The 21,833-nt window shown below is 62.3% G+C and carries 19 protein-coding genes and 1 tRNA gene; 17 read left to right on the top strand and 3 right to left on the bottom strand.

The genetic code is table 11. The features are described from left to right. The first annotated feature begins 76 nt into the window (after window positions 1-76). From J5N58_RS09830 to J5N58_RS09820, 3 genes are read left to right on the top strand one after another with little or no spacing between them, the layout of a single operon-like run. Window positions 77-988, top strand: a complete 912-nt coding sequence (locus J5N58_RS09830; protein WP_244710629.1) for an ImuA family protein — start codon at window positions 77-79, stop codon at window positions 986-988. Continuing rightward, window positions 900-2,438, top strand: coding sequence for a Y-family DNA polymerase (locus J5N58_RS09825; RefSeq protein WP_342345984.1), 1,539 nt, complete (start codon window positions 900-902; stop codon window positions 2,436-2,438). The genes J5N58_RS09830 and J5N58_RS09825 overlap by 89 nt, the downstream gene beginning before the upstream one ends. Then, window positions 2,435-5,773, top strand: a complete 3,339-nt coding sequence (locus J5N58_RS09820; RefSeq protein WP_244710625.1) for an error-prone DNA polymerase — start codon at window positions 2,435-2,437, stop codon at window positions 5,771-5,773. The genes J5N58_RS09825 and J5N58_RS09820 overlap by 4 nt, the downstream gene beginning before the upstream one ends. A gap of 605 nt (window positions 5,774-6,378) precedes the next feature. Here the strand turns inward: J5N58_RS09820 and J5N58_RS09815 are convergent. Beyond that, on the bottom strand, window positions 6,379-7,839 hold the full coding sequence (locus J5N58_RS09815) for an FAD/NAD(P)-binding protein (protein WP_113443134.1): 1,461 nt from the start codon (window positions 7,837-7,839) through the stop codon (window positions 6,379-6,381). 138 nt (window positions 7,840-7,977) lie between these two features. On the opposite strand from J5N58_RS09815, the gene J5N58_RS09810 reads away from it, so the two are divergent. From J5N58_RS09810 to J5N58_RS09785, 6 genes are all read left to right on the top strand, one after another. Then, window positions 7,978-8,565 (top strand): flavin reductase family protein, encoded by a 588-nt coding sequence (locus J5N58_RS09810; RefSeq protein WP_112830539.1) that lies wholly within the window; start codon window positions 7,978-7,980, stop codon window positions 8,563-8,565. 87 nt (window positions 8,566-8,652) lie between these two features. Next, a complete protein-coding gene (locus tag J5N58_RS09805; RefSeq protein ID WP_244710623.1) occupies window positions 8,653-9,528 on the top strand; it encodes an acyl-CoA dehydrogenase family protein in 876 nt (291 codons plus the stop codon). Between the two features lie 445 nt (window positions 9,529-9,973). Continuing rightward, window positions 9,974-11,326 carry an LLM class flavin-dependent oxidoreductase gene (locus J5N58_RS09800; RefSeq protein WP_112830537.1) on the top strand — a complete coding sequence of 451 codons (1,353 nt, stop codon included), beginning with the start codon at window positions 9,974-9,976 and terminating at the stop codon, window positions 11,324-11,326. 9 nt (window positions 11,327-11,335) lie between these two features. Continuing rightward, the gene (locus J5N58_RS09795; RefSeq protein ID WP_113443133.1) at window positions 11,336-12,175 is read left to right on the top strand and encodes an ABC transporter permease; all 840 of its coding nucleotides are present in this window, start codon (window positions 11,336-11,338) and stop codon (window positions 12,173-12,175) included. Window positions 12,176-12,240: 65 nt separating this feature from the next. Further along, window positions 12,241-13,218 (top strand): ABC transporter substrate-binding protein, encoded by a 978-nt coding sequence (locus J5N58_RS09790; RefSeq protein WP_113443132.1) that lies wholly within the window; start codon window positions 12,241-12,243, stop codon window positions 13,216-13,218. A gap of 9 nt (window positions 13,219-13,227) precedes the next feature. Then, window positions 13,228-13,995 carry an ABC transporter ATP-binding protein gene (locus tag J5N58_RS09785; protein ID WP_113443131.1) on the top strand — a complete coding sequence of 256 codons (768 nt, stop codon included), beginning with the start codon at window positions 13,228-13,230 and terminating at the stop codon, window positions 13,993-13,995. Window positions 13,996-14,233: 238 nt separating this feature from the next. Here J5N58_RS09785 and J5N58_RS09780 read toward each other — a convergent pair. Continuing rightward, window positions 14,234-14,323 (bottom strand) — tRNA-Ser (locus tag J5N58_RS09780). A 302-nt stretch (window positions 14,324-14,625) separates the two neighbouring features. Between J5N58_RS09780 and rplU the strand changes: the two genes are divergently transcribed. The 4 genes from rplU (at window position 14,626) to J5N58_RS09760 (ending at window position 16,596) form a co-directional block, all read left to right on the top strand. Continuing rightward, entirely contained in the window at window positions 14,626-14,940 is a 315-nt protein-coding gene (gene rplU / locus J5N58_RS09775) for a 50S ribosomal protein L21 (protein WP_112830514.1), read from the top strand. A 39-nt stretch (window positions 14,941-14,979) separates the two neighbouring features. Beyond that, window positions 14,980-15,252 carry a 50S ribosomal protein L27 gene (rpmA, locus tag J5N58_RS09770; protein WP_112830513.1) on the top strand — a complete coding sequence of 91 codons (273 nt, stop codon included), beginning with the start codon at window positions 14,980-14,982 and terminating at the stop codon, window positions 15,250-15,252. Between the two features lie 136 nt (window positions 15,253-15,388). Further along, the gene (locus J5N58_RS09765; RefSeq protein ID WP_112830512.1) at window positions 15,389-16,024 is read left to right on the top strand and encodes a GNAT family N-acetyltransferase; all 636 of its coding nucleotides are present in this window, start codon (window positions 15,389-15,391) and stop codon (window positions 16,022-16,024) included. Beyond that, entirely contained in the window at window positions 16,021-16,596 is a 576-nt protein-coding gene (locus J5N58_RS09760) for a GNAT family N-acetyltransferase (protein ID WP_113437719.1), read from the top strand. Before J5N58_RS09765 ends, J5N58_RS09760 begins: the two co-directional genes overlap by 4 nt. A gap of 61 nt (window positions 16,597-16,657) precedes the next feature. Here the strand turns inward: J5N58_RS09760 and J5N58_RS09755 are convergent, their stop codons facing one another. Further along, a complete protein-coding gene (locus J5N58_RS09755; RefSeq protein ID WP_244710621.1) occupies window positions 16,658-17,515 on the bottom strand; it encodes an endonuclease/exonuclease/phosphatase family protein in 858 nt (285 codons plus the stop codon). An 85-nt stretch (window positions 17,516-17,600) separates the two neighbouring features. Between J5N58_RS09755 and obgE the strand changes: the two genes are divergently transcribed. Genes obgE through J5N58_RS09735 form a run of 4 tightly spaced genes read left to right on the top strand, consistent with a single transcriptional unit; the run spans window position 17,601 to window position 21,749 of the window. Next, complete coding sequence (gene obgE / locus J5N58_RS09750; RefSeq protein WP_244710619.1) at window positions 17,601-18,662, top strand: GTPase ObgE; 1,062 nt, start codon at window positions 17,601-17,603, stop codon at window positions 18,660-18,662. Window position 18,663: 1 nt separating this feature from the next. Next, on the top strand, window positions 18,664-19,845 hold the full coding sequence (gene proB, locus J5N58_RS09745) for a glutamate 5-kinase (protein WP_112830508.1): 1,182 nt from the start codon (window positions 18,664-18,666) through the stop codon (window positions 19,843-19,845). Next, complete coding sequence (locus J5N58_RS09740) at window positions 19,838-21,124, top strand: glutamate-5-semialdehyde dehydrogenase (protein ID WP_113443130.1); 1,287 nt, start codon at window positions 19,838-19,840, stop codon at window positions 21,122-21,124. The genes proB and J5N58_RS09740 overlap by 8 nt, the downstream gene beginning before the upstream one ends. After that, window positions 21,099-21,749: a nicotinate-nucleotide adenylyltransferase gene (locus tag J5N58_RS09735; RefSeq protein WP_113338127.1), complete on the top strand. Its 651-nt coding sequence runs from the start codon at window positions 21,099-21,101 to the stop codon at window positions 21,747-21,749. Before J5N58_RS09740 ends, J5N58_RS09735 begins: the two co-directional genes overlap by 26 nt. Window positions 21,750-21,833: the final 84 nt, after the last annotated feature.

Below are 21,833 nucleotides of genomic sequence, written 5' to 3'. Positions count from 1 at the left end.
CAAATGTGGTTGACTCTTTGCAAAAGCTCTGGAATCCATAAGAACATATAGAGAACAAATTGACGGGAGAAACGTCATGGGCGGGAACGCTCTGGCGCAGGAAAAGCTTTTTGCCTTGCGCAAGGCGATTGCGAAGATCGAAGGCAAACCTGTCGCGGACGGGTTGATGCCGGTCGCTGGCGATATGGCTGCCCGGACTTCCGACGGTTCCGGTGGGAGGATGGACGGTCTCGGAGACCTTCTTCCCGAGGGCTTTCCGGCCGGGTCGATGATCGAGGTGCGCGGTGTGGCGATGCGGGATGCGGCGGCAGTCAGCGGCTTCGGTCTCGGGCTCTGCCTGGCGTGCCGACCCCACCGGCCGGACAGGCGGATCCTCTGGATCGGCGAACGGTCCGTCGCCCGGGAGGCGGGTCTACCTCATGCGGCGGGCCTTGCCGATTACGGCTTCCGGCCGGGCGAATTGCTGCATGCCATGCCGAGAAAGCTCGAAGATGCGCTGTGGCTGGCGGATGCGGCGCTTTCCTGCAGCGCCTTTTCCGCCGTGATGCTGGAGGTTCAGGGCAATCCGCGCGGCTTCGGCCTGACCGAGAGCCGGCGGCTCAGCCTGAAGGCCAAAGGAAGCGGCGGCTTCCTGCTTCTTCTGCGGCAGGCGGGCGAAGAGGAAGCAAGCAGCGCTTCCCTGCGCCTGCGCATCGAACCCGCACCGGCAGCGGCGCGGTCCTTGTCCGGCGGGACGATGCTTGGCGGCAGCATTGGCAATCCCGTCTTTCACCTTGTTCCGGAAAAGAGCCGGCTTGCGGCTCCCCCTGACCTTACCCTGGAGTGGAACCCCCATGACCATCTGTTTTACCCCGCAACTTCCCCTTCTTCCGGCGAGGCACTCCCCTTCCGTCCGGCGCATTCTGGCGCTCTGGTTTCCCCGGCTTTCGACCGACAGGCTGGCGCGACGGCGCTGGGGCCTGTCATGGCGTTCGAAAGGGCGTCCTGAACATCTGCCGGTTGTCTGCGCCGGCCGGATGCAAAACAGCATGCGGCTGACGGCGCTCGACGAAGCGGCCGAGGCAATCGGCCTGAGGGTGGGACAGGGACTTGCGGAAGCGCGGGCAATCTGCCCCACGCTCGAGGTCGTGGAAGCCGACCAGCATGCGGATCGGCATTTTCTCGAGGCGATTGCCGACTGGTGTGATCGCTATACGCCATTGGTGGCGATCGACGGGCTCGACGGGCTTCTGCTCGACATTACCGGCTGCGCTCATCTCTTTGGCGGAGAGCAGGGCCTGATCGACGATATTCTGCGGCGTCTTCTGCAACTCGGCCTTGACGTGCGGGGGGCGATTTCCTCGACCACTGGCCTTTCCTGGGCGGCGGTGCGGTTTTCGGACAGGCGGGTGATTGCCGACGAGGCGATGGTTGCGGTCCTTTCGGCCCTGCCGATGCGGGCGCTGCGCATCGACACCGATATGTCGCTGGCGCTTGCCCGGGTCGGCCTGAAACAGGTGGGCGATCTCCTGGCTGCGCCGCGCGGACCGTTGACGCGGCGTTTCGGGCCGGAACTTCTGCTCAGGCTCGACCAGGCGCTTGGGCGGGAGGGCGAACCGATCGTGCCGCGTCGGCCGGTCGCCTTTCTTTCGGTTGAGCGGCGTCTGGCTGAACCGGTTCGCGACGAGGAGGCGATCCTCGATCTCGTCGGGCGGCTGGCGGCGGGGCTGAAATCCGGGCTGGAAGGACGTGGCGAAGGCGGACGCCTCTTCGAACTCCTACTGTTTCGCGTGGACGGACGCGTCTTCCGCATCGAGATCGGAGCGGCAAGACCCTTGCGCGATGCTTCTCGGATCAAGGCCTTGTTCAACGAGCGCATGGCCGTGCTTCATGACGATCTGGATGCGGGCTTCGGTTTCGAAATCCTCAGGCTCAATGTCTTGCAATCGGAACCTCTCGATCAGAAACAGGCGGCGTTCGGTTCCCGGCCTGCCGGTTCGGATCAATCCCTTGATTTCATCGACCGGGTGGCGGCGCGCTTCGGGCGGGATTTTCTCAGGCAGCCCGTGCTTCATGCCAGCCATTGGCCGGAGCGGGCATCGAGCCTTGCTCCGCTTTCCGACATGGTGAGATCGGCTGCGGCGGATGTGGCGCGACCGGTCCGCAATGAACGACCGATCCGGCTTCTTGCCCATCCCGAACCGATCGAGGTCATGGCCGAGGTGCCGGACGGCGCTCCGGTCGGATTTCGCTGGCGCCGCGCCCTGCACCGGGTCGCCCGGGCCGAGGGACCGGAACGGCTGAGCGCGGAATGGTGGGTTGACGGCGAGGATACGCCCCCACGGGATTACTTCCGCATCGAGGACAGCGCCGGCCATCGGTTCTGGCTTTATCGTCAGGGACTTTACGAACGCGGCGCCACCGATCCCGGTTGGTTCATGCAAGGGTTCTTCGCATGAGCACGCCTGTTTTCTTCGAGATCGGGGCGGCGAGCAACTTCTCCTTCCTCGAAGGTGCCTCGCATCCCGAGGAGATGGTTGCGACGGCCAATGCGCTTGGCATCGCAGGGCTCGGACTTGCCGATCGCAACACAGTGGCGGGCGTGGTGCGCATGCATGCCGCAGCGAAAGTCACGGGTTACGCCATCAGGCCCGGTGCCCGGCTCGTTTTTGCCGATGGCACGCCGGAGCTTCTGGCCTATCCGATGAACCGGCGCGGCTGGGGACATCTCTGCCGGATGCTGAGTGCGGGAAACCTGCGATCGGAGAAGGGCATTTGCACACTCTATGAGGCCGATCTTCTCGAATGGTCCGAAGATCTCATGTTTGCGGCCATGGCGCCGGCATTCGCCAACCCCGAACAGGCGGAAGCGTTTTGCGGACGCCTGGCAGTTCTTGCCGCATATCTGACGGGTCGGCTCTATCTGACGCTGGTACCGCGTTATAACGGCCTCGACCGGCTAACCTTCGCCCGGCTGCAGGCGATGGGCGAACGGCTTTCCATCCCCCTCATTGCCAGCAATGCGCCCTTTTATCACGTGCCCGAACGCAAGCCGCTTGCCGATATCGTCACGGCCATTCGCGACCATGTGACGCTTGCTGAAGCCGGCTTCCGTCTCGCTGCCAATGCCGAGCGGCATCTGAAGCCGCCCGGTGAAATGGCGCGGCTTTTCCGTCTTTATCCCGACGCCATCGAGGCGACCGCCGATTTCTTCGGCCGGCTCGATTTCTCCCTCGATGAGCTCAGTCATCAATATCCCGATGAAACGGTCGATGGCGAGCCGGCGGACAGGGTCTTGCGCCGGCTGACCTATGAGGGGGCTGCCCGGCGCTTCCAGGAAGGCGTTCCGCCCAAGGTCGCAGACCTCCTCGAATACGAACTGAAACTGATCGCGGACAAGCGTTACGAACCTTATTTCCTGACCGTCCACCGCATCATCACCTATGCTCGCAGTCAGGACATTCTCTGCCAGGGACGCGGATCGGCCGCCAATTCCGCGGTGTGCTACTGCCTCGGCATTACCGAGGTGGATCCGTCGGCGACGACGCTGCTCTTCGACCGCTTCATTTCGACCGAACGCGAGGAGCCGCCAGATATCGATGTCGATTTCGAACATGCCCGGCGCCAGAAGGTCATCCAGTTCATCTACGACACCTACGGGCGCGAGCATGCGGCGCTGACGGCGGCTGTCATCAGTTACCGGGCCCGTTCGGCTGGCCGCGAGACGGCCAAGGTTTTCGGTCTTTCGGAGGATGTGCAATCGGCGCTTGCGGGGTCGATATGGGGCTGGTCCACATCCGAACTCTCGGAACGCGAGGCGCGGGCGGCAGGGCTCGAACTTGCCGATCCGACAACCCGCAGCGTCCTCGGTTACGCGTCGGAACTGATCGGGTTTCCCCGGCATCTTTCACAGCATGTCGGCGGTTTCGTGATCACCCGGGACCGGCTCGACGAGGTGGTCCCGATCATGAACACCGCCGATGGCCGTTACATGGTGGAGTGGAACAAGGACGACCTCGATACGCTGAAGATCCTCAAGGTCGACGTTCTCGCACTCGGCATGCTCACCTGCCTTGCCAAGGCGATGAAGCTGCTCGCCCGCGACTATGGGCGAGAGGAGACGCTTGCCACTCTTTTCAAGGATCAACAGGACGACGTCTACGACATGATCTGCCGGGCCGATACGCTCGGCGTCTTCCAGATCGAGAGCCGGGCGCAGATGAGCATGCTGCCGCGGCTGAAGCCCAGGCGGTTCTACGATCTGGTGATCGAGGTGGCGATCGTCCGGCCGGGCCCGATCCAGGGAAACATGGTGCATCCCTATCTGAAGAACCGCGAAAATGTCTCGCGGGGCCAGGAGGTCATATATCCGAAGCCTGAATTGAAGACCGTTCTTGAGCGGACGCTTGGGGTGCCGCTCTTCCAGGAACAGGCCATGCAGATCGCGATCACGGCTGCCGGTTTCACGCCGGCCGAGGCCGACCAGTTGCGGCGCGCCATGGCGACGTTCCGCCGAACGGGACAGGTTGCCGATTTCAGGCAGCGTTTCATCAAGGGCATGATGGCCAGGGGTTATGACGGGGATTTTGCCAAGCAATGCTTCAGCCAGATCGAGGGTTTCGGCGAATATGGGTTTCCCGAAAGCCACGCGGCTTCCTTTGCCCTGCTGGTTTATGCATCCGCCTGGATGAAGGCCTATTATCCCGACGTCTTCTGTGCGGCCATGCTCAATTCCCAACCCATGGGTTTCTATGCGCCGGCGCAACTCATACGCGATGCCCGCGAGCACGGGATCGATGTGCGGCCGGTCGATGTCAATTTTTCAGTCTGGGATGCAGAACTGGAAGAGGATGACTTTGGCGCCCGGCGCATCGCACAGCGGCATGCGTCGATGCGAACGGTCATTCTCAGCAGGAAGGCGATCCGGCTGGGTTTCCGTATGGTCAAAGGGTTGTCGGAGGCGGATATGAAACTGCTGGTCGAGCGACGAGGGCCAGGCTATGTCTCGATCCGGGACCTCTGGCTGAGGACCGGCCTGCCGCGATCGACGATCGAGCTGCTTGCCGATGCCGACGCTTTCACCTCGCTCGGACTTGACCGGCGGGATGCGCTTTGGGCGGCACGTGCCCTCGACAAGGAGGCCGTCGTCGAAAGCCTGCCGCTCTTCGAAAGAGTATCCGATAGCGACCTGCAGGTGGAGGAGCCGATGGCATTGCAGCCGATCCCGGCAGGTGAGGCGGTGATCCAGGATTATCGGGTTCTGGCGCTTTCACTGAAGGCGCATCCGCTTTCCTTCCTGCGCACCGATCTTGCGCGCCGCGGCATCGTCCGATCCGCCGAACTGGAAAATATTGCTGCCGGCCGCTTCGTGAAGGTCGCCGGGCTCGTTCTGGTTCGGCAGAGGCCTGGTTCGGCGAAGGGGGTTATCTTCATGACCGTCGAGGATGAGACCGGCATCGCCAATATCATCGTCTGGAAGAAGACTTTCGAGCGTTATCGCCCGATCGTGATGGGCGCGCGGCTGGTGACCGTCCATGGCCGACTGCAAAAGGCAAGCGGCGTCATCCATATCGTGGCCGAGCATATCGAGGATTCCACGGAAAAACTCGGCCTGCTCAAGGAGAGGGCGAACCGTTTTGGCGCTCCCGTTGGCGGCGAAACGGCGTATGGCGGCACGGCCGGTCGCCATCGCGGATCAACTGACGCCGGTCGGCATGGAGATGGGCCGATATCCCTGCCGGACCGGCGGAATGATGTGACGGAGGTCATGCCGAAGGGACGCAATTTTCATTAAGGGGATTGCAGTTCCTGGACGCCGGCCGGCCGGATATCCGTCCATGCCGCCTTCACGATATGTCTCATCTTCGCCCGCTGCCTTGCATCCCGGTGGATCGCTGCATCCGCTGGACCGGGCAACGCTTCCCTTCTTCTTTGCCGGTCGAGGTCCGGCATTGGCTTGCGATCCCTGGCCATCCGGCGAAGTCCTGCGGCATATACTCACCTGCGCCAGCCGGATCGGCGCGGATACGGATTTGCGGTTTTCATCGCCGTTCCGCTTGCTGTCCTCTTTCCGACCGGTGGCCCTTCATCGCATCTGGCGAGCCGCTTCTCGAATCGCGGGGGGATCCCGCCCCTTGGCGCCGCTACCGTCAGCGCTCCAGTTTCGCCCGCCGAAGGCCAGCCGCTTATGGATGCAGCGCTCTTCCACATATCGAGCAAGAGTGTTCAGCGGTTTTGCGGCAACAACATGCGTTAAAACAGGGGCGTAGAACGTGCCGAGCGTATCTGAAGATCGCGATGGGCTCTATATTCACGCGCCAGGAAACAGTCGCTCCTTATCCGAGCTGGCGGGCCCGATAAGGATGGCCTCCCAAAAAAGCGGACACCAATGTCCTCTCCTCAACCCAGCCGCTTGATGACAATCGTCCTAGTCTCGCGGGCGAGCGATCGAATGAGGTTGTCCACCAGATCGGCAGCCTGGGCAGCGATCTCCGGCACACCCGTCAGCTCGCCGAAGGCGGGGCGAGCGGGAGGGCCCGCAACGAAAAGGCTGGTGTTAGGAGTGCCGTCTGTGGCAATTGCGCGGCCGGCGTCGTCGCAGACCAAGCCCAGTCCCAGCGGATCGGATTGAATAAAGCCGTCCCGGTGCATTGCGAGCAGAAAACGCTGGTGCGAACAGTAGTCACGAAAATCGCGCCCTGTCGCGAGCAGAATGCGATTGCAGTGGCGTTCGGTCATGCCGCTTCGTGTCCGGATCGTCGTCGCCAGGTCATGCCTGTCGCCCCGCACTGAGCAGATATGGCCGGCGAGGATATCCATCCGCCGGGAGGCAAGGCCACGCTCAAGTGCGGCTGAAACCTGGGGAGGCATGCGGTAGCGATGAACGTCGTACCAGCGTCGCAACCGGCGGAGAAACTTTTGTCTTTCCGCCGAAGGCAAGTTCTGCCAGAGAGATTGGGATTGCTGACGCAGCGCATCGAAAACGGATTGCCATGGGATGCCTTGCGCCTGCGCCTGCGAGATGGTCGCGCGAACTCTGGCCAGAAGCTGGCGGGTGGAGGTCGGTTTTTCATCCAGGAACTCACCAAACGGGGCAAAGCCTGCACCAGCATGGGGCCTCGGCAGAAGGCCGGACCGGGACAGAAGAGTGACCTGCCCGAAGTGTCCCAGAGCCTCGAGACGAACAATGGCATCCAGGGCAGTGAGACCGGAGCCGACAATCAGGATCGGCTCGGCCGGATCGATATTTTCAAAGGCGTTCGGCGCGAATGCATCGATAACGCCGCCCGCGGCGCGGCGGTCAAGCGTATCCAGCACCGGTGGCCTCGACACAGCCGGATGACCGGTCGCCAGAATCAGGACGTCGGCTGCGACAGACATGCCTCCCGCACTCGTCACGCGCCATTGTTCCTCCATTCGGGAGACGGACCGCACATTTTCCCGAACGTGGCGAATTGCGCCTCGCTCGAGCAAGGGTGACAGCTGCGTCTCCATGAACCGCCCGAAGTCGCGGCGCCGGGCGAACACGCCCTCCGGCGTTACTGCCCGGGGATCTACGGTGAGGGTTCCACTCGTCTGCAGCCAGTCCAGAAAGGCCGCAGGCGCGCCCGGAATGGCACGCATGCGGTGTGCTGCGACGTTGAGACGAAGATCTGCGTCTTCGACATCGTAAGCAAGACCGGAGCCCAGCCTGTCACGCGGCTCGAAGACCGTCACTTCCTCCAGGTCTCGTGGGCCGCGCTCGACAAGAAGCTTGGCGATCAGGGCGCCGGTGTAGCCTCCTCCGATAATGGCGATTCGTGAACTCGATCTATGCGCGGTGGGGTAGGATCGCACCGAGGACATTCTGATTTTCAACATGGCAGACTTCCTTGCGGTTCGCGGCGGTACATCTGGACATATTTTCTATAAAATATATGTAGTTTAAAAACGCTTGTCTACAGGGACGGTTCCCCCGCTGCTATCTCTTGCTTCCGACACCATGAGCGGAGAGAAAGCATGAGCACCTTCATCGCGACCGAGTTTGCAGAGCCCGCCATTCGCCCTGTCTTCGATCGACCGGCGGATGCCGAAAGCTTGAAGGAGGCGCTGAGAACCCTCGGCGGGGGCGTCAGCGTTATCACCGCAGGCGAAGGCGAAGAGCGGTCCGGCGCGACCGTCACCTCTGCAACGGCGCTGTCCGTCGAACCTCCGCGCATGCTGGTATCCCTGAACAGATCCTCCTCGACGTGGCCCGTCGTCGAGCGCTTTCGCCATTTCGCGGTGAATGTGATCGGGGTCGACCACAGGAGCATCGCGAACCGTTTCGCCGGGATAGGGGGGGTGCGGGGGCCTGAGCGATATGCCGGCGCCGAATGGACGAGGCTTGCAAGCGGGGCGCCGGTGCTGGAAAATGCCGTGGCGGCGCTCGATTGTGAGGTCGAGGAGGCCATCGAGCGGCATAGCCACGTGATCGTGATCGGCAAGGTTCTGGCTATACGTCTCGGGCAGGGACAATCGTTGCTGTATCAGAACGGACGGTACCATTCGATCTGCAACGGGGCGGGCAAAAGTGTCGAGCGGTTTTGTGGTGACGGCGTGCGATAAAACAAAGCCTTAAAGCGTGCGGAGCGAATCCGGAGGATCGCGATGGGCGTCACGGATTGCGGTCGATCTCTCAGGCGGAGGCATTGAATGATGACATCGGCTCCAGATCGATTGCGTCCCGTTCCCGCGACGCTTCCGACCGAGGGGCATGTCATCGCCGCCGTCGAGGCCTTTTTACGGGCGCCACTTCCGCAGGGCCGTGACGGGATGTCGGCGCTGTCGAGGACCGGGCTTCTCGCGATTTCCATACCCGCGGCCTTCGGGGGCGCGGACATCTCGAACACGATCGTCGCCGAAGCCGTGAGCCGACTGGCCGTTTCCAGCAAGGATCTGGCCATTCACTTTGCGAGACACTTGGTGGCGCTCGAACTCCTTCGCACTAGCGGCTCAATCGAACAGCGCAAGGCCCTCTATACCCGAGTGGTCCTTGGGGAGACGTTCGAGCGCCTTTCCATTCTACCGGGCGATCACGTCCCGCGACTGGTCCGCCAAGGTCTATCCTTCACCGTGGAGCCGGCCCCTGCACCGGGTCCGGCTTCCGAAGCAGACTGGCGCGTGGTGGCGGGACTGGGGCCCGGCACCGTTGAGGTTGCGGCAATACTGCCGGGGACGCACTGGCAGGCGGAAGACGATGAAGCCGTGCCATCCGCCGCGACTTCCGTCTCTCCCGACCATGTTCTCGAAATGGCTCCTGAAGCATCGCTGCTAGCCGAGTTCATGGAGACTTTTCTGGACGGGGCGATCCTCCGCGGTGAATATGACGACGCATCCGGAAGCGGCATGCCGGACAATCTGTCGGTCGAATTCGAGCTTCTGGATGCCATGATCCTGAAGGTGGCGTCGGTTATCGACATCATACAAGTGGACCAGTCCCAACTCGATGTCGCCCGCATTCTACGCCTCCGTCAGGCCTTGGAAGCAGCGCGCCGCCGTTCAGGTGGTGCGACGGTTCGCGGTCGATAAGGCTCGCGGGGATCGCGGCAGTCTCACAGGCTTCGAACGCGGCGCAGCCGGCGGAACGGATGGGCACAAGACGACCCGTCCCGAGCGGAGCGATCTCTTCGATAGCGGTTCCGTCGGCGGCCTCGACAGCGCAAGGTCGACCAGCGCTTTCAGCCAAATCTGCCTTTTTGTCAGCGTGCGGTGCAGAGGTTCCGCTCGTGAGCCATGGCTGCGGGCTTCGCGAAAATACGCGGGATTCCCAAATCGCGTGTGCAAGGCGCGTGCTGGGGTCGCATTCCAGGTCCTCCTTCTTTTCCGGGTCCCGCGTCAGTCCGTTCGTGAGTGCGCTTGCGGCGGAAAATCAATTCGCGAAGCAGCGGAATATTCGCAATTCTATTTCTCTATATAAAATATAGACAATGTAGGCTGCTGTCATTCGATTATCTGACCGAGAGAGGACGAGCCCATGACACGCAAGATCAGACTTGGAGCATTTCTGCCCGGTGGCGGACAGCATATCGCCTCGTGGCGGCATCCCGACCAACCCGTCGACGGAGCGGTCAGTTTCGAGTTCCACAAACAGTTGGCATTAACCGCGGAGCGCGGCCTGTTCGACGCCTATTTTCTGGCGGACGGTCTCGCGGTGGGTTTCGGCGGCGCTCGGGAAGGCGGCAATGCCCGCGTTGCGGGCTTCGAACCGGTCACGCTCTTTGCAGCCCTCGCACCCTTCACCACCCATCTCGGCTTCATCGCAACCGCCTCGACGACCTATGAAGAGCCCTACAATACCGCGCGCAAATTTGCATCGCTCGATTTGATCTCTGACGGGCGTGCGGGCTGGAACGTCGTGACCACAACCGGCGATGCCACGGCGCAGAACTTCAATCGTGATGCGCAGTTGCCGCATGCCGATCGTTACAGGCGCGCCGTCGAGCATGTAGAGGTCGTCAGGAAACTCTGGGACAGTTTCGAGGATGATGCCTTCATCCGCGACAAGGAGACCGGCGTCTTCTTCGATCCCGCCAAGCTTCACGATGCTGACCACAAGGGCGAGCACTTCAGGGTCAAGGGCCCGCTGAACGTCTCGCGTTCGCGCCAGGGCCATCCGGTCATCGTCCAGGCCGGTCAGTCGGACGACGGTCGCGGTCTTGCTGCGGCGACGGCCGAAGTGATCTTCACCGCGCACCAGCACATCGAGACGGCGCGGGAATTCTATCGCGACATCAAGAACCGCGCACGCGGTCTCGGGCGCAATCCCGACCACATTTTAATCATGCCGGGCGTGTCGCCTTTCGTTGGCCGCACGGAAGAGGAGGCGCGCGAGAAATACGATCGCCTCACCTCGCTCATTCTCGAAGAGGACGGCGTCGGTCTCCTCAACGGCCTGACAGGCGGAACGCTCGACCTGCGGGATTACGATCTCGACGGTCCTCTGCCGCCGGCTCCGCCAACCGAGGGCATGAAGAGCCGGCAGGCGCTGATCCGTCAGATCGCCGACGAAAACAACTTCTCGATCCGTCAGCTCTACCAGTGGGTCGCTTCGGCGCGTGGTCACTTCACGATCGTCGGAACGCCCGGGCAGATCGCCGACACGCTGCAGGAATGGTTCGAGAACGAGGCTGCCGACGGCTTCAACATTCTGCCGCCATGGCTGCCGACCGGCCTCAACGACTTCGTCGACCTGGTGATCCCTGAACTGCAGCGTCGCGGGCTGTTCCGCACCGCCTACGAGGGTCGGACACTGCGCGAGAACCTCGGCCTGCCATTTCCCGTAAACCGTCATGCCGGTAAGCACCCGGTCATCCAGGCCGCGGAGTGAGGTTCAGCCATGTCCTATGAAGATCTTCGGCATGGCAGCGCCTATGGTCTCGGCCTCTCCGGAACGGAAGGCCGCACGCCGAAATGGCTGATACAGACGGCGGTAGCCGTGACACCGGTCCTCTCCCGCTATGGCCTGGTCATCGGGTTTCTGGTGTTCTGGCAGGCATCGGTCAAGTTCGGCCTCGTGAACGCTTCGGTATTCCCGCCCCTCGACCAGATTATCGCTGCCCTCTGGAAGGGTATCGCCTCGGGTGCCCTCGTGGATGACATCGCGATCAGCCTGCAGCGATCGGGCATCGCATTCGCCGCAGCGGTCGGGCTCGGTATCCCGCTTGGTCTCCTGATGGGCCAGGTCCGCGCAATCGAGCAGGTGCTCGATCCACTGCTGCAATTCTTTCGCCAGACGTCGGCTCTCGCCCTTTATCCCGTCTTCATTCTGCTGCTCGGGTTGGGGGAAGCGTCCAAGGTCTTCGTCATCTTCTGGGCGACGCTCTTTCCGATCCTTCTGTCCACCATCGGCGGGGTGAAGGAAGTGGATCGGAAACTGATCGAAATGGCACGCACTTACGGCGCCGGACCGCTCCAGATCTTCCGCCGGGTGGTCTTGCCGGCATCCGTTCCCGCCATCTTTGTCGGTCTGAGGCTTTCGGCGACCACCGCGTTGTTACTCCTTATCGCGGCCGAAATGATCGGCGCCAACAAAGGCATCGGCTTCCAGGTGATGAATGCCCAGTACAATTTCCAGATCCCGTTGATGTTCGCCGCGATCCTGCTTCTGGCGCTTCTCGGCCTCGCCGCCAATGCTGCGCTGGTCTTCCTGCAGCGACGCCTCTGCCGATGGGCCTGAACGCCCGGACCGGCACCTTCCCGTTATCTCGTGCCCGTTATCTCGTGATTGAAAGGAAAATTCCCATGACACCCCATTCCCGCAAGCTGTTCCTCTCCGCAGTCATCGCGCTTTCTCTGGCAGACACCGCCTATGCCGCGGAGGAGGTCAAGCTCCGCTATCTCGCCAGCCAGGGCGGATTGTCGGCCCATGAACTTGCCGCCGAGCTCGGCTATTTCGACGGCACCGGTATTACCATTGAAAATGTCGGCTATGCCACGGGTGGTCCGACCTCGCTGGTCGCGCTTGCCTCGGGCGATGTGGAAATCGGCAGCGCCGCGACCTCTGCCGTGCTGAACTCGATCGTGGGCGGAAACGATTTCGTCGCCGCCTATCCGTCGAACGGCATCAATGACGAGGTGCAATCGATCTTCTATGTGCTCGAAGACAGCCCGATAAAGGATATCAAAGACATAGCTGGTAAGAGCATCGCGGTGAACACGCTCGGAGCTCATCTTGACTATACGATCCGCGAGGCGCTCCATTCGGTCGACCTGCCCTCCGATGCCGCCAATCAGATCGTCGTTCCGGGGCCGCAGCTGGAGCAGGTCCTCAGGTCGGGCCAGGTCGACATTTCGGCTTTCGGCTACTGGCAGACCACCTTCGAAGGCGCGGCCAGGCAAAATGGCGGACTGCGCGCGATCTTCGATGATACCGACGTGCTCGGAGAAATCGCCGGCGGCTTCGTTGTTCTGCGCCGCGACTTCATCGCGACGCATCCGCAAGTCGCCAGGGTTTTCGTCGAACAATCGCAGCGCGCCCTGGATTACGCCCGCGAACATCCCGAGGAGACCAGGGCGATTTTTGCCAAGGCGCTCGCCGAACGCGGCGAAAATCCGGACATCGCCCGCTATTTCAGGGGTTATGGCGTGCGGCCGGGCGGCAAGGCGGTCGAGCGCGATCTTCAGTTCTGGATCGACGTCCTTGTGCGCGAAGGCAAGCTCAAGGAAGGGCAACTGGCCGCAAGGGACCTTCTCTACACTCCCGAGACGGCGAGCAATTGAGGCGTGACGATGGCTCCTTCAGGCACGATTCGCGGAGAAGTGGCGGTTCGTCACCTTTCCAAGTCCTTCATCCTCAACGGCATACCCTTGCCGGTTCTGCATGACCTGAACCTTATGATCCGCTCGGGCGAGAGCCTGGCGATCGTGGGGGCCAGCGGCTCCGGCAAGACGACGCTTCTCAGAATTCTTGCAGGTCTCGAAGAGGCCGATGGCGGCGATGTGCTGATCGATGGCCGACAGGTCCGCGGCGTCGGCACCGAGCGGGCGGTCATCTTCCAGGAGCCACGCCTTCTGCCCTGGTTGACGGTAATCGACAATATCGGTTTCGGCCTGGAGACGAGAGGCCTATCCCGCGAGGAGGCCCGGCTCGCCTCCCAGAGATATGTCGATCTCGTCGGCCTCAAGGGCTTCGAGACCGCCTATCCCCGTCAGCTCTCGGGCGGCATGGCGCAGAGGGTGGGCATCGCCCGCGCGCTTGCCGTCCAGCCGGAGATCCTTCTGCTCGACGAACCCCTGGGTGCGCTCGACGCCATGACCAAGATCGGCATGCAGCAGGAGTTGGCGCGCATCTGGAAGGAGGAGGACGTGACGACGGTGCTCGTTACTCACGATCTCGAGGAGGCGATCTTCCTGGCTGACCGCATCCTGATCCTGCCGCGCGAAAAAGGCGGGGAGCCAAGGCTGATCGACATCGACCTTCCGCGCCCGCGCGATCGCAGCACCCCCGGCTTTGTGCGCCAGCGCGAAGAATTGCTCGGGCTGTTCGGCCTGCATTAGCAACCCGAACTGCTGCCAGTTGCAGCCGGTCCGCTTTCACGAAGACCCTCGGGCGCGGGCAAGCGTAAGAAAGCACCCGGGGAACGAACCCGCCGGTCAAAGGCGACGGCCTATCGGTGCAAAGCTTTGCTCAAAGACAACTCATTCACGCAAGGCGAAGAAGAACGCGCAGTTTTTATGGGATATCATGCACGTACGCTGCGTTGATGCTGTCACCCCCATGCATCGGGTAATGAAATGGCGGAGAGGGTGGGATTCGAACCCACGATACGGTTGCCCGTATGCCGCATTTCGAGTGCGGTGCTTTCGACCACTCAGCCACCTCTCCGCTTGAGCATGATGACGCGTTGGTCAGCGCGGGCTGTCTCATAGCGGGTGTTTCAAAGGCTGGCAAGCGCGAATATCGCCTGACCCTAAGCTTTTATCTTGACAGTTTTTTGCGCCTCACGTATGCGACCGGGGAATTAGACATGGGCGTACTGTGTCTCGTTTTCCCCCGCTTCGATGCGGGAAGCCACCGGCGGGTGTTTCGGGTTCAAATAGAGCCGAGGGCATCCGCTACACCGACTGACAAAAAGACAGCCGTCCGGCAAGCCGGGCAGAGCTGGAACGAACATGAAAGGATAAAAAATGTTCGCAGTCATCAAGACCGGCGGTAAGCAGTACCGCGTCAACACCAACGACGTGCTCTCCATCGAGAAGCTGGAAGCCGAAGCTGGTGCAACCGTAGAATTCACCGAAGTCCTCGTTGTCGGCGAAGGTGCCGATGCGAAGATCGGCGCGCCTTTCGTCGCCGGTGCTTCCGTCAAGGCCGAAGTCGTCGAGCAGACCCGCGGCAAGAAGGTGATCGCATTCAAGAAGCGTCGTCGCCAGAACTCCAAGCGTTCGCGCGGCCATCGCCAGCACCACACCGTGGTGCGCATCACCGACATCGTAGCCGCTTAATCGCGCTCAAACGAGAACAAGGTTTAAAGGAGAACTCCAATGGCACACAAAAAAGCTGGCGGTTCCTCGCGTAACGGTCGCGATTCCGAGTCCAAGCGCCTTGGCGTGAAGAAGTTCGGCGGCGAAGTCGTCGTTGCAGGCAACATTATCGTGCGTCAGCGCGGCACCCAGTGGCATCCGGGTGCGAACGTCGGCATGGGCAAGGACCATACCCTCTTTGCACTTTCCGCCGGCAATGTCGCGTACCGTACGAAGGCCAACGGCCGAGTATACGTGTCCGTAATGCCGAAAACGGCGGAAGCAGCGGAATAAGCCGGTAACGCTCTAAACAGCCGGCGTCTCATCGACCCGGCTGTCCGTAACAGGTTCAGTCTAGAAAACAGGGGAGATGGGGCGCCACCCAACTCCCCTTTTTCTTGTGCCTTTTCAACCAGAAGGAGACTGAACCATGCAAAGCGAATTGTTGAGGGTCGACCAATCCCGGTCACCCCAGGACCGGCTCAGGCCGGATCGGCAGCGGAGCGATTGCCCCGTCTTGTTATCGCAGCGGCTCGTCATGCGGGCCCCCCACGAAGAAGACATCGACGCCCTTGCCCATCTCGCCAACAACGCCGCGATCGCGACCATGGTGTCGCGCATGCCGCACCCGTATACGGCTAAAGACGCCGCCGATTTCGTGCGACGCACGAATATCGGCGAGATTGGCAAGTGCGTCTATGCCATCACAAAAGCCGTAAACGGAGAGTTCCTCGGTTGCTGCGGGCTCGAACCGCATCCCAGCGACGACGAGACGTTGGAGATCGGATACTGGCTCGGCGAACCCTACTGGAACCGGGGCTATGGCACGGAGGCTGCGCATGCGCTGATCGACATGGCTTTCCGTACCCGCGACATCGAGCGGATCGATGCCCGTTGCAGGGTCACCAACATCGCCTCACGGCGGGTGATCCAGAAGTGCGGCTTCCAGTTCCAGGGTTCCGGCATGGTCGGCAACCTTGCGACCGGCGGCATGATGCCCGTCGAATGGTACAGGCTCGACCGCAAGACCTGGATGTCGCTCAAGAGCTGGGGGGAGATGAGATGAATGCTCTCCTCCAGCGTCCCGGAACGCGACCGCCCGGACCTTGCCCCATCATCGAGACGAAGCGGCTGGTGCTCCGACCGCAGCGCATGGGCGATGCCGATGCGATCGCCCAGTCTCTCTCCGACTATCAGGTGGTGCGGATGCTGGCGCGGGTGCCGGTTCCCTACGATCGTCAGGACGCCACCGACTGGCTGAGCCGGGTGACGTCCGGCCTGACGCCGGACTGGTCGTTCGCAATCACCGCCTCGGGGGACGACGTGCATATCGGCGCCGTCGCCATCGAGCTCCGGCATGGCCAGTGGAATCTCGGCTACTGGCTGGACCGCTACTACTGGGGCAGGGGCATCATGTCCGAGGCGGCTGCCGCGGCGGTCGAGCGCTTCTTCCGCCGCATGCCGGAGGAGGTGCTGCATTCCGGTGCTTTCGCCGACAATGCCGCCTCGCTGCGCATTCAGGAAAAGCTCGGCTTTGCGGTCACCCGCAGCGGCGATCTCTACTCGCGTTCCCGCAATGCGGTCGCGCCGCATATCGAGACGCGGGTGACGCAGCCGGATTTCCGTCCGGGCGCATGAAAACGGGATGCCGGGCAGGTTGATGCTGCCCGGCATCGCCGGCGGGCGGCGCTTGTCAGTGTCAGGCGAGCTCCACCCAGACCGGGAAATGATCCGAACCCGGGGCGGAAACGTCGACGCTTGCGTTTTTCAGGCGAGAGGCGAGATCACCACTGAGGAAACAGTAGTCGAGATGCTTGCGCACGGTGCGATCGGGACTCATCCAGCTGTAGCCTTCCGGGCTATGGGCGCGGCAATGCGCCAGCGCATCGAGCGGCAGGTCGGCGCGCGGCACGCGGCCGTAGAAGGCGTCATTGAGGCCGACCATCTCGATATATTCGGGCGATTCCGGTTCCATGTTGAAATCGCCCATGACGAGGTAGCCGGAGGGAACCGGCAGACCCTTAAGCCCGAATTCGCAGGCTCCCGTCAGAGCTCCGCCTTCGTGGGCGAAGTTTGCGACACGTTCCTTGATGAAGCGGATCTGGGCGATCCGTTCGCCGGGCGAAACGTGATCGAGATGGAGGGAATAGACGCGCAGCGGGCCGTCTGGCGCGTCTATAACGGCCTCGACTGCGCCGCGTTGCAGGTTGAGCTTGTCATAGGTTCGGCTGCGCGGCAGCAGCAGATGCCGGGTCGCAAGGATCGGGTAGCGCGACAAGACCATGTTGCCGAACTGGAAGCGACGTTCGGCGCGGCGGCCACCAATGACCTGTTGGTCGACCAGAACGTCGCAAGCCGCACCGAAGGCGCAGGAGTATTCGGGAAAGAGCCCGGCGAAAGTTTCGACGAGATCGGCATGGCCGTTGCGATGAAAACCGCGGGTTACTTCCTGCAGGGCGATGACATCGGCGTCCCGGATGCTGTCGGCAATCCGCACGGGGTCGAATTTGTCATCCAGACCCATGCCGAACTGGATGTTGTAGCTGACGAACTTCACGATACTCTTTGACCTCCGCTTCAACCGGCTATATCGATGGCCGCATAAATTCCGTACATCCCGACACGTTATCAATGGCTGAAGCATGAAATTTCTCGACGAGGCAAAGGTTTATATCCGCTCAGGCGACGGTGGCGCCGGAAGCGTCTCGTTCCGTCGCGAAAAATTCATCGAGTTCGGCGGCCCGGACGGCGGTGATGGCGGGCGCGGCGGCGACGTGTGGGTGGAGGCCGTCAACGGTCTCAACACGCTGATCGACTTCCGCTTCCAACAGCACTTCAAGGCCAAGGTCGGCATGCATGGCATGGGCCGCAACCGGACCGGCGCGAACGGCGACGACGTGACGCTGAAAGTGCCTGTTGGCACGCAGATCTTCGAGGAAGACAACGAGACGCTGATTGTCGACATGACCGTCGAAGGCCAGCGTTTCCGGCTTGCCAAGGGCGGCAATGGCGGCTTTGGCAACGCCCATTTCAAGTCGTCCACCAACCAGGCGCCGAACTGGGCCAATCCCGGTCTCGAGGGTGAGGAGAAGACGATCTGGCTGAGGCTGAAACTGATTGCCGATGCCGGCCTCGTCGGTCTGCCGAATGCCGGCAAGTCGACTTTCCTCGCATCGGTGACCCGCGCCCGGCCGAAGATCGCCAACTATCCCTTCACGACACTGCATCCGAACCTCGGCGTCGCGACCATAGACGAGCGGGAATTCATTCTCGCCGACATTCCCGGCCTGATCGAAGGCGCTCATGAAGGTGTGGGCATCGGCGACCGCTTCCTTGGTCATGTCGAGCGCACGCGCGTGCTGCTGCATCTCGTTTCCGCACAGGAGGAAAATGTCGGCAAGGCCTACAAGACCGTGAAGCATGAGCTGGAAGCCTATGGTGGCGGGCTCGAGGACAAGCCGGAGATCGTCGCGTTGTCGCAGATCGACGTGCTTGACGAAGCGGGCCTGAATAAGAAGGCGCAGGAGCTGAAAAAGGCCTCCGGCAAGGTGCCGCTGCTTCTTTCCGCCATCACCGGCAAGGGCATGACCGAGGCGCTCCGCGCGCTCCGGGACGTCATCGTCGCCGAGAACGGGGACGTGGATCTTCCGGAAAAGCGGGACAAGAACCGCAAGCGCGATCTGGATACGGAAAGCGACGAATAGCATGACCGCCGCACGCAAATCGCTGACTCGCTATAAGCGCATCGTCATCAAGATCGGTTCGGCGCTGCTGGTCGATCGCGGCAGCGGTCTGAAGAAAGCCTGGCTCGATGCCATCTGCGACGATATCGCTGAGCTCAAGGCTCGCGGCATCGACGTGCTGGTCGTTTCCTCGGGTGCGATTGCGCTCGGAAGAACGGTACTCGACCTTCCCTCCGGGGCGCTGAAACTGGAGGAGAGCCAGGCGGCGGCTGCAGTCGGTCAGATTGCGCTTGCGCGTCACTGGTCGGAAAGCCTGTCACGCTCCTCCATCGTCGCCGGCCAGATCCTCCTGACGCTCGGCGATACCGAGGAGCGCCGGCGCTATCTCAATGCGCGCGCTACGCTGAAACAGCTTCTGAAGATCGGGGCTGTCCCGATCATCAACGAGAACGACACTGTCGCCACGACCGAGATTCGCTACGGCGACAACGACCGGCTTGCCGCCCGCGTCGCCACCATGGCCGGCGCCGACCTGCTGGTGCTTTTGTCGGATATCGACGGTCTCTACACCGCACCGCCGCATCTCGATCCGCAGGCGAGGTTCCTCGACACCGTTGCCGAGATCACACCGGAGATCGAGGCGATGGCCGGCGGGGCCGCGTCCGAACTTTCGCGCGGCGGCATGCGGACCAAGATCGATGCCGGCAAGATCGCGACCGGAGCGGGCTGTGCGATGATTATCGCTTCGGGCAAGGCCGACCATCCGCTGAAAAGCATCGTCGATGGCGCTCGCCATTCGTGGTTTGCACCGTCCGCGGCACCCGTCACCGCGCGCAAGACCTGGATCGCCGGCCAGCTCCAGCCGGCGGGCGAACTGCATATCGATGCCGGCGCGCAGGTTGCGCTCAAGGCGGGCAAGAGCCTGCTGCCGGCCGGTGTGCGCACGGTTGCCGGCCAGTTCAGCCGCGGCGATACCGTTTCGGTCATCGGAACCGAAGGCCGCGAGATTGCCCGGGGGCTCGCCGGCTACGATGCCGACGATGCCCGCAAGATCGCCGGTCGCAAGTCCGGCGAGATCGAGGAGATCCTCGGTTATGCCGGTCGCTCGGCCATGATCCACCGGGACGACCTGGTGATGACCGATCCGGCACATAAGCACGAGCATATTGCGAGTGCCGAAAACAAGGACGAAGCCCATGCTTGACACGGCAAACGCCAACCAGACGGACATCGACGCCCTGATGCTCGATATCGGCCGCAGTGCACGCGCTGCCGCCCGACCGTTGGCGATTGCCCCAACCGAGCAGAAGAATGCGGCGCTCATCGCCATGGCCGATGCGATCCTGGCCGGCGAGGAAGCGATCCTTGCGGCCAATGCCATCGATGTCGAAAACGGCAAGGCCTCGGGTTTGACGGGCTCCTTCATGGACCGCCTGACGCTCGATTCCAACCGGGTTGCCGCCATCGCAAAGGGCATTCGTGAAGTCGCTGAACTGAAGGACCCCGTCGGCGAAATCATGGCCGCCTGGGAGCGCCCGAACGGTCTCCGGATCGAGCGTGTGCGCACGCCGCTCGGTGTGATCGGCGTCATCTACGAGAGCCGTCCGAACGTGACGGCGGATGCCGGTGCGCTTTGCCTGAAGGCCGGTAATGCTGTCATCCTGCGCGGCGGTTCGGATTCGGTTCATTCCTCGCGTGCGATCCATGCCTGCCTCGTGAAGGGGCTCGAAAAGGCGGGCCTGCCTGCGGATGCGATCCAGCTCGTTCCCGTCACGGATCGTGCCGCGGTCGGCGCCATGCTGACCGGCCTCGGGGGCACGATCGACGTCATCGTGCCGCGCGGCGGCAAGAGCCTTGTCGCCCGCGTCCAGTCGGAGGCGCGCGTGCCGGTCTTCGCCCACCTCGAAGGCCTCTGCCATATCTATGTGGATGCTTCGGCCGATCTCGAAATGGCGAAGAAGATCGTGGTCAATTCCAAGATGCGCCGCACCGGCATCTGTGGCGCGGCCGAAACCCTGCTCGTGGACAGTGCGGCGATCGGCACCCATCTGATGCCGATTCTCGAGGCGCTGACGGAAGCGGGCTGCGAAATCCGCGCCTCGGCGACGGTGCTGAAGGTCCATCCGGGGTTCAAGCCGGCGACAGAGGAAGACTGGCGCACCGAATATCTCGATGCCATCATCGCGGTCGCGATCGTGGATGGTGTTTCCGGCGCGATCGACCATATCAACCGCTATTCGTCGAACCATACGGAAGCGGTGCTGGCGGAAGATCCTGACGTCGTCGAGCGCTTCTTCAACGAGATCGATTCCGCAATCCTGCTGCATAATGCCTCCACCCAGTTTGCCGACGGCGGCGAGTTCGGCATGGGGGCGGAAATCGGGATCGCCACCGGCAAGATGCACGCGCGCGGTCCCGTGGGTGTCGAACAACTGACATCCTTCAAGTACCGGGTGCGTGGCACCGGACAGGTGCGGCCCTGACGTGACGGCCAAGGACCCGATTGCCCACCGATACCGTTTCATGCCGCATACCGAGCGCGGCATGGTGATCGGCCTGTTCGGCGGGTCCTTCAATCCGCCGCATGAAGGGCACGCGCTGGTGGCCGAGATCGCGATCAGGCGACTCGGCCTCGACCAGCTCTGGTGGATCGTGACGCCTGGCAATCCCTTGAAGAGCCACAGCAATCTCGCTCCCCTTTCCGAACGGCTGGCAAAATGCGAGGAATTTGCCACGGACCCCCGCATCAAGGTGACGGCCTTCGAGCAGACGCTCGGCACCAGCTATACGGCAAGGACACTGGATTATGTGAAGGCGCGCAATCCGCATGCGCGCTTCATCTGGATCATGGGCGCCGACAATCTCAAATCGTTCCACAAGTGGCAGCAATGGCGGCGGATCGCGACGACTTTCCCCATCGCGGTGATCGACAGGCCGGGTTCGACACTGTCCTATCTCTCGTCGAAAATGGCGCGGACCTTCGATTATGCCCGCATCGACGAGGACGATGCCGGCGTCCTCTGGAAGAAAAAGGCCCCTGCCTGGACCTTCATCCACGGGCCGCGCTCGCCGCTGAGCTCCACTGCGCTCAGGGAGGCTGCCGAATGATGCTTCCCGTGCTGTCCACATAGCCAATTCGGGCTCTCTTGAAAGATTAACGGAACGATGCCACCTTCTATGAGCGATTACCGA

The sequence above is a fragment of the Paenirhizobium cremeum genome (assembly GCF_022884085.1).
Classification (GTDB): Bacteria; Pseudomonadota; Alphaproteobacteria; order Rhizobiales; family Rhizobiaceae; genus Allorhizobium; species Allorhizobium cremeum.
The sequence above is the reverse complement of the archived record's forward strand: the minus strand, read 5'-3'. Positions and strand labels throughout refer to the sequence as shown.

Bases quoted from the DNA above. Each gene is read 5' to 3' on its own strand.
- J5N58_RS09830 (WP_244710629.1), top strand. From the start codon at position 77: ATGGGCGGGAACGCTCTGGCGCAGGAAAAGCTTTTTGCCTTGCGCAAG.
- J5N58_RS09820 (WP_244710625.1), top strand. From the start codon at position 2,435: ATGAGCACGCCTGTTTTCTTCGAGATCGGGGCGGCGAGCAACTTCTCC.
- J5N58_RS09815 (WP_113443134.1), bottom strand. From the start codon at position 7,839: ATGTTGAAAATCAGAATGTCCTCGGTGCGATCCTACCCCACCGCGCAT.
- J5N58_RS09810 (WP_112830539.1), top strand. From the start codon at position 7,978: ATGAGCACCTTCATCGCGACCGAGTTTGCAGAGCCCGCCATTCGCCCT.
- J5N58_RS09805 (WP_244710623.1), top strand. From the start codon at position 8,653: ATGATGACATCGGCTCCAGATCGATTGCGTCCCGTTCCCGCGACGCTT.
- J5N58_RS09800 (WP_112830537.1), top strand. From the start codon at position 9,974: ATGACACGCAAGATCAGACTTGGAGCATTTCTGCCCGGTGGCGGACAG.
- J5N58_RS09795 (WP_113443133.1), top strand. From the start codon at position 11,336: ATGTCCTATGAAGATCTTCGGCATGGCAGCGCCTATGGTCTCGGCCTC.
- J5N58_RS09790 (WP_113443132.1), top strand. From the start codon at position 12,241: ATGACACCCCATTCCCGCAAGCTGTTCCTCTCCGCAGTCATCGCGCTT.
- J5N58_RS09785 (WP_113443131.1), top strand. From the start codon at position 13,228: ATGGCTCCTTCAGGCACGATTCGCGGAGAAGTGGCGGTTCGTCACCTT.
- rplU (WP_112830514.1), top strand. From the start codon at position 14,626: ATGTTCGCAGTCATCAAGACCGGCGGTAAGCAGTACCGCGTCAACACC.
- rpmA (WP_112830513.1), top strand. From the start codon at position 14,980: ATGGCACACAAAAAAGCTGGCGGTTCCTCGCGTAACGGTCGCGATTCC.
- J5N58_RS09765 (WP_112830512.1), top strand. From the start codon at position 15,389: ATGCAAAGCGAATTGTTGAGGGTCGACCAATCCCGGTCACCCCAGGAC.
- J5N58_RS09760 (WP_113437719.1), top strand. From the start codon at position 16,021: ATGAATGCTCTCCTCCAGCGTCCCGGAACGCGACCGCCCGGACCTTGC.
- obgE (WP_244710619.1), top strand. From the start codon at position 17,601: ATGAAATTTCTCGACGAGGCAAAGGTTTATATCCGCTCAGGCGACGGT.
- proB (WP_112830508.1), top strand. From the start codon at position 18,664: ATGACCGCCGCACGCAAATCGCTGACTCGCTATAAGCGCATCGTCATC.
- J5N58_RS09740 (WP_113443130.1), top strand. From the start codon at position 19,838: ATGCTTGACACGGCAAACGCCAACCAGACGGACATCGACGCCCTGATG.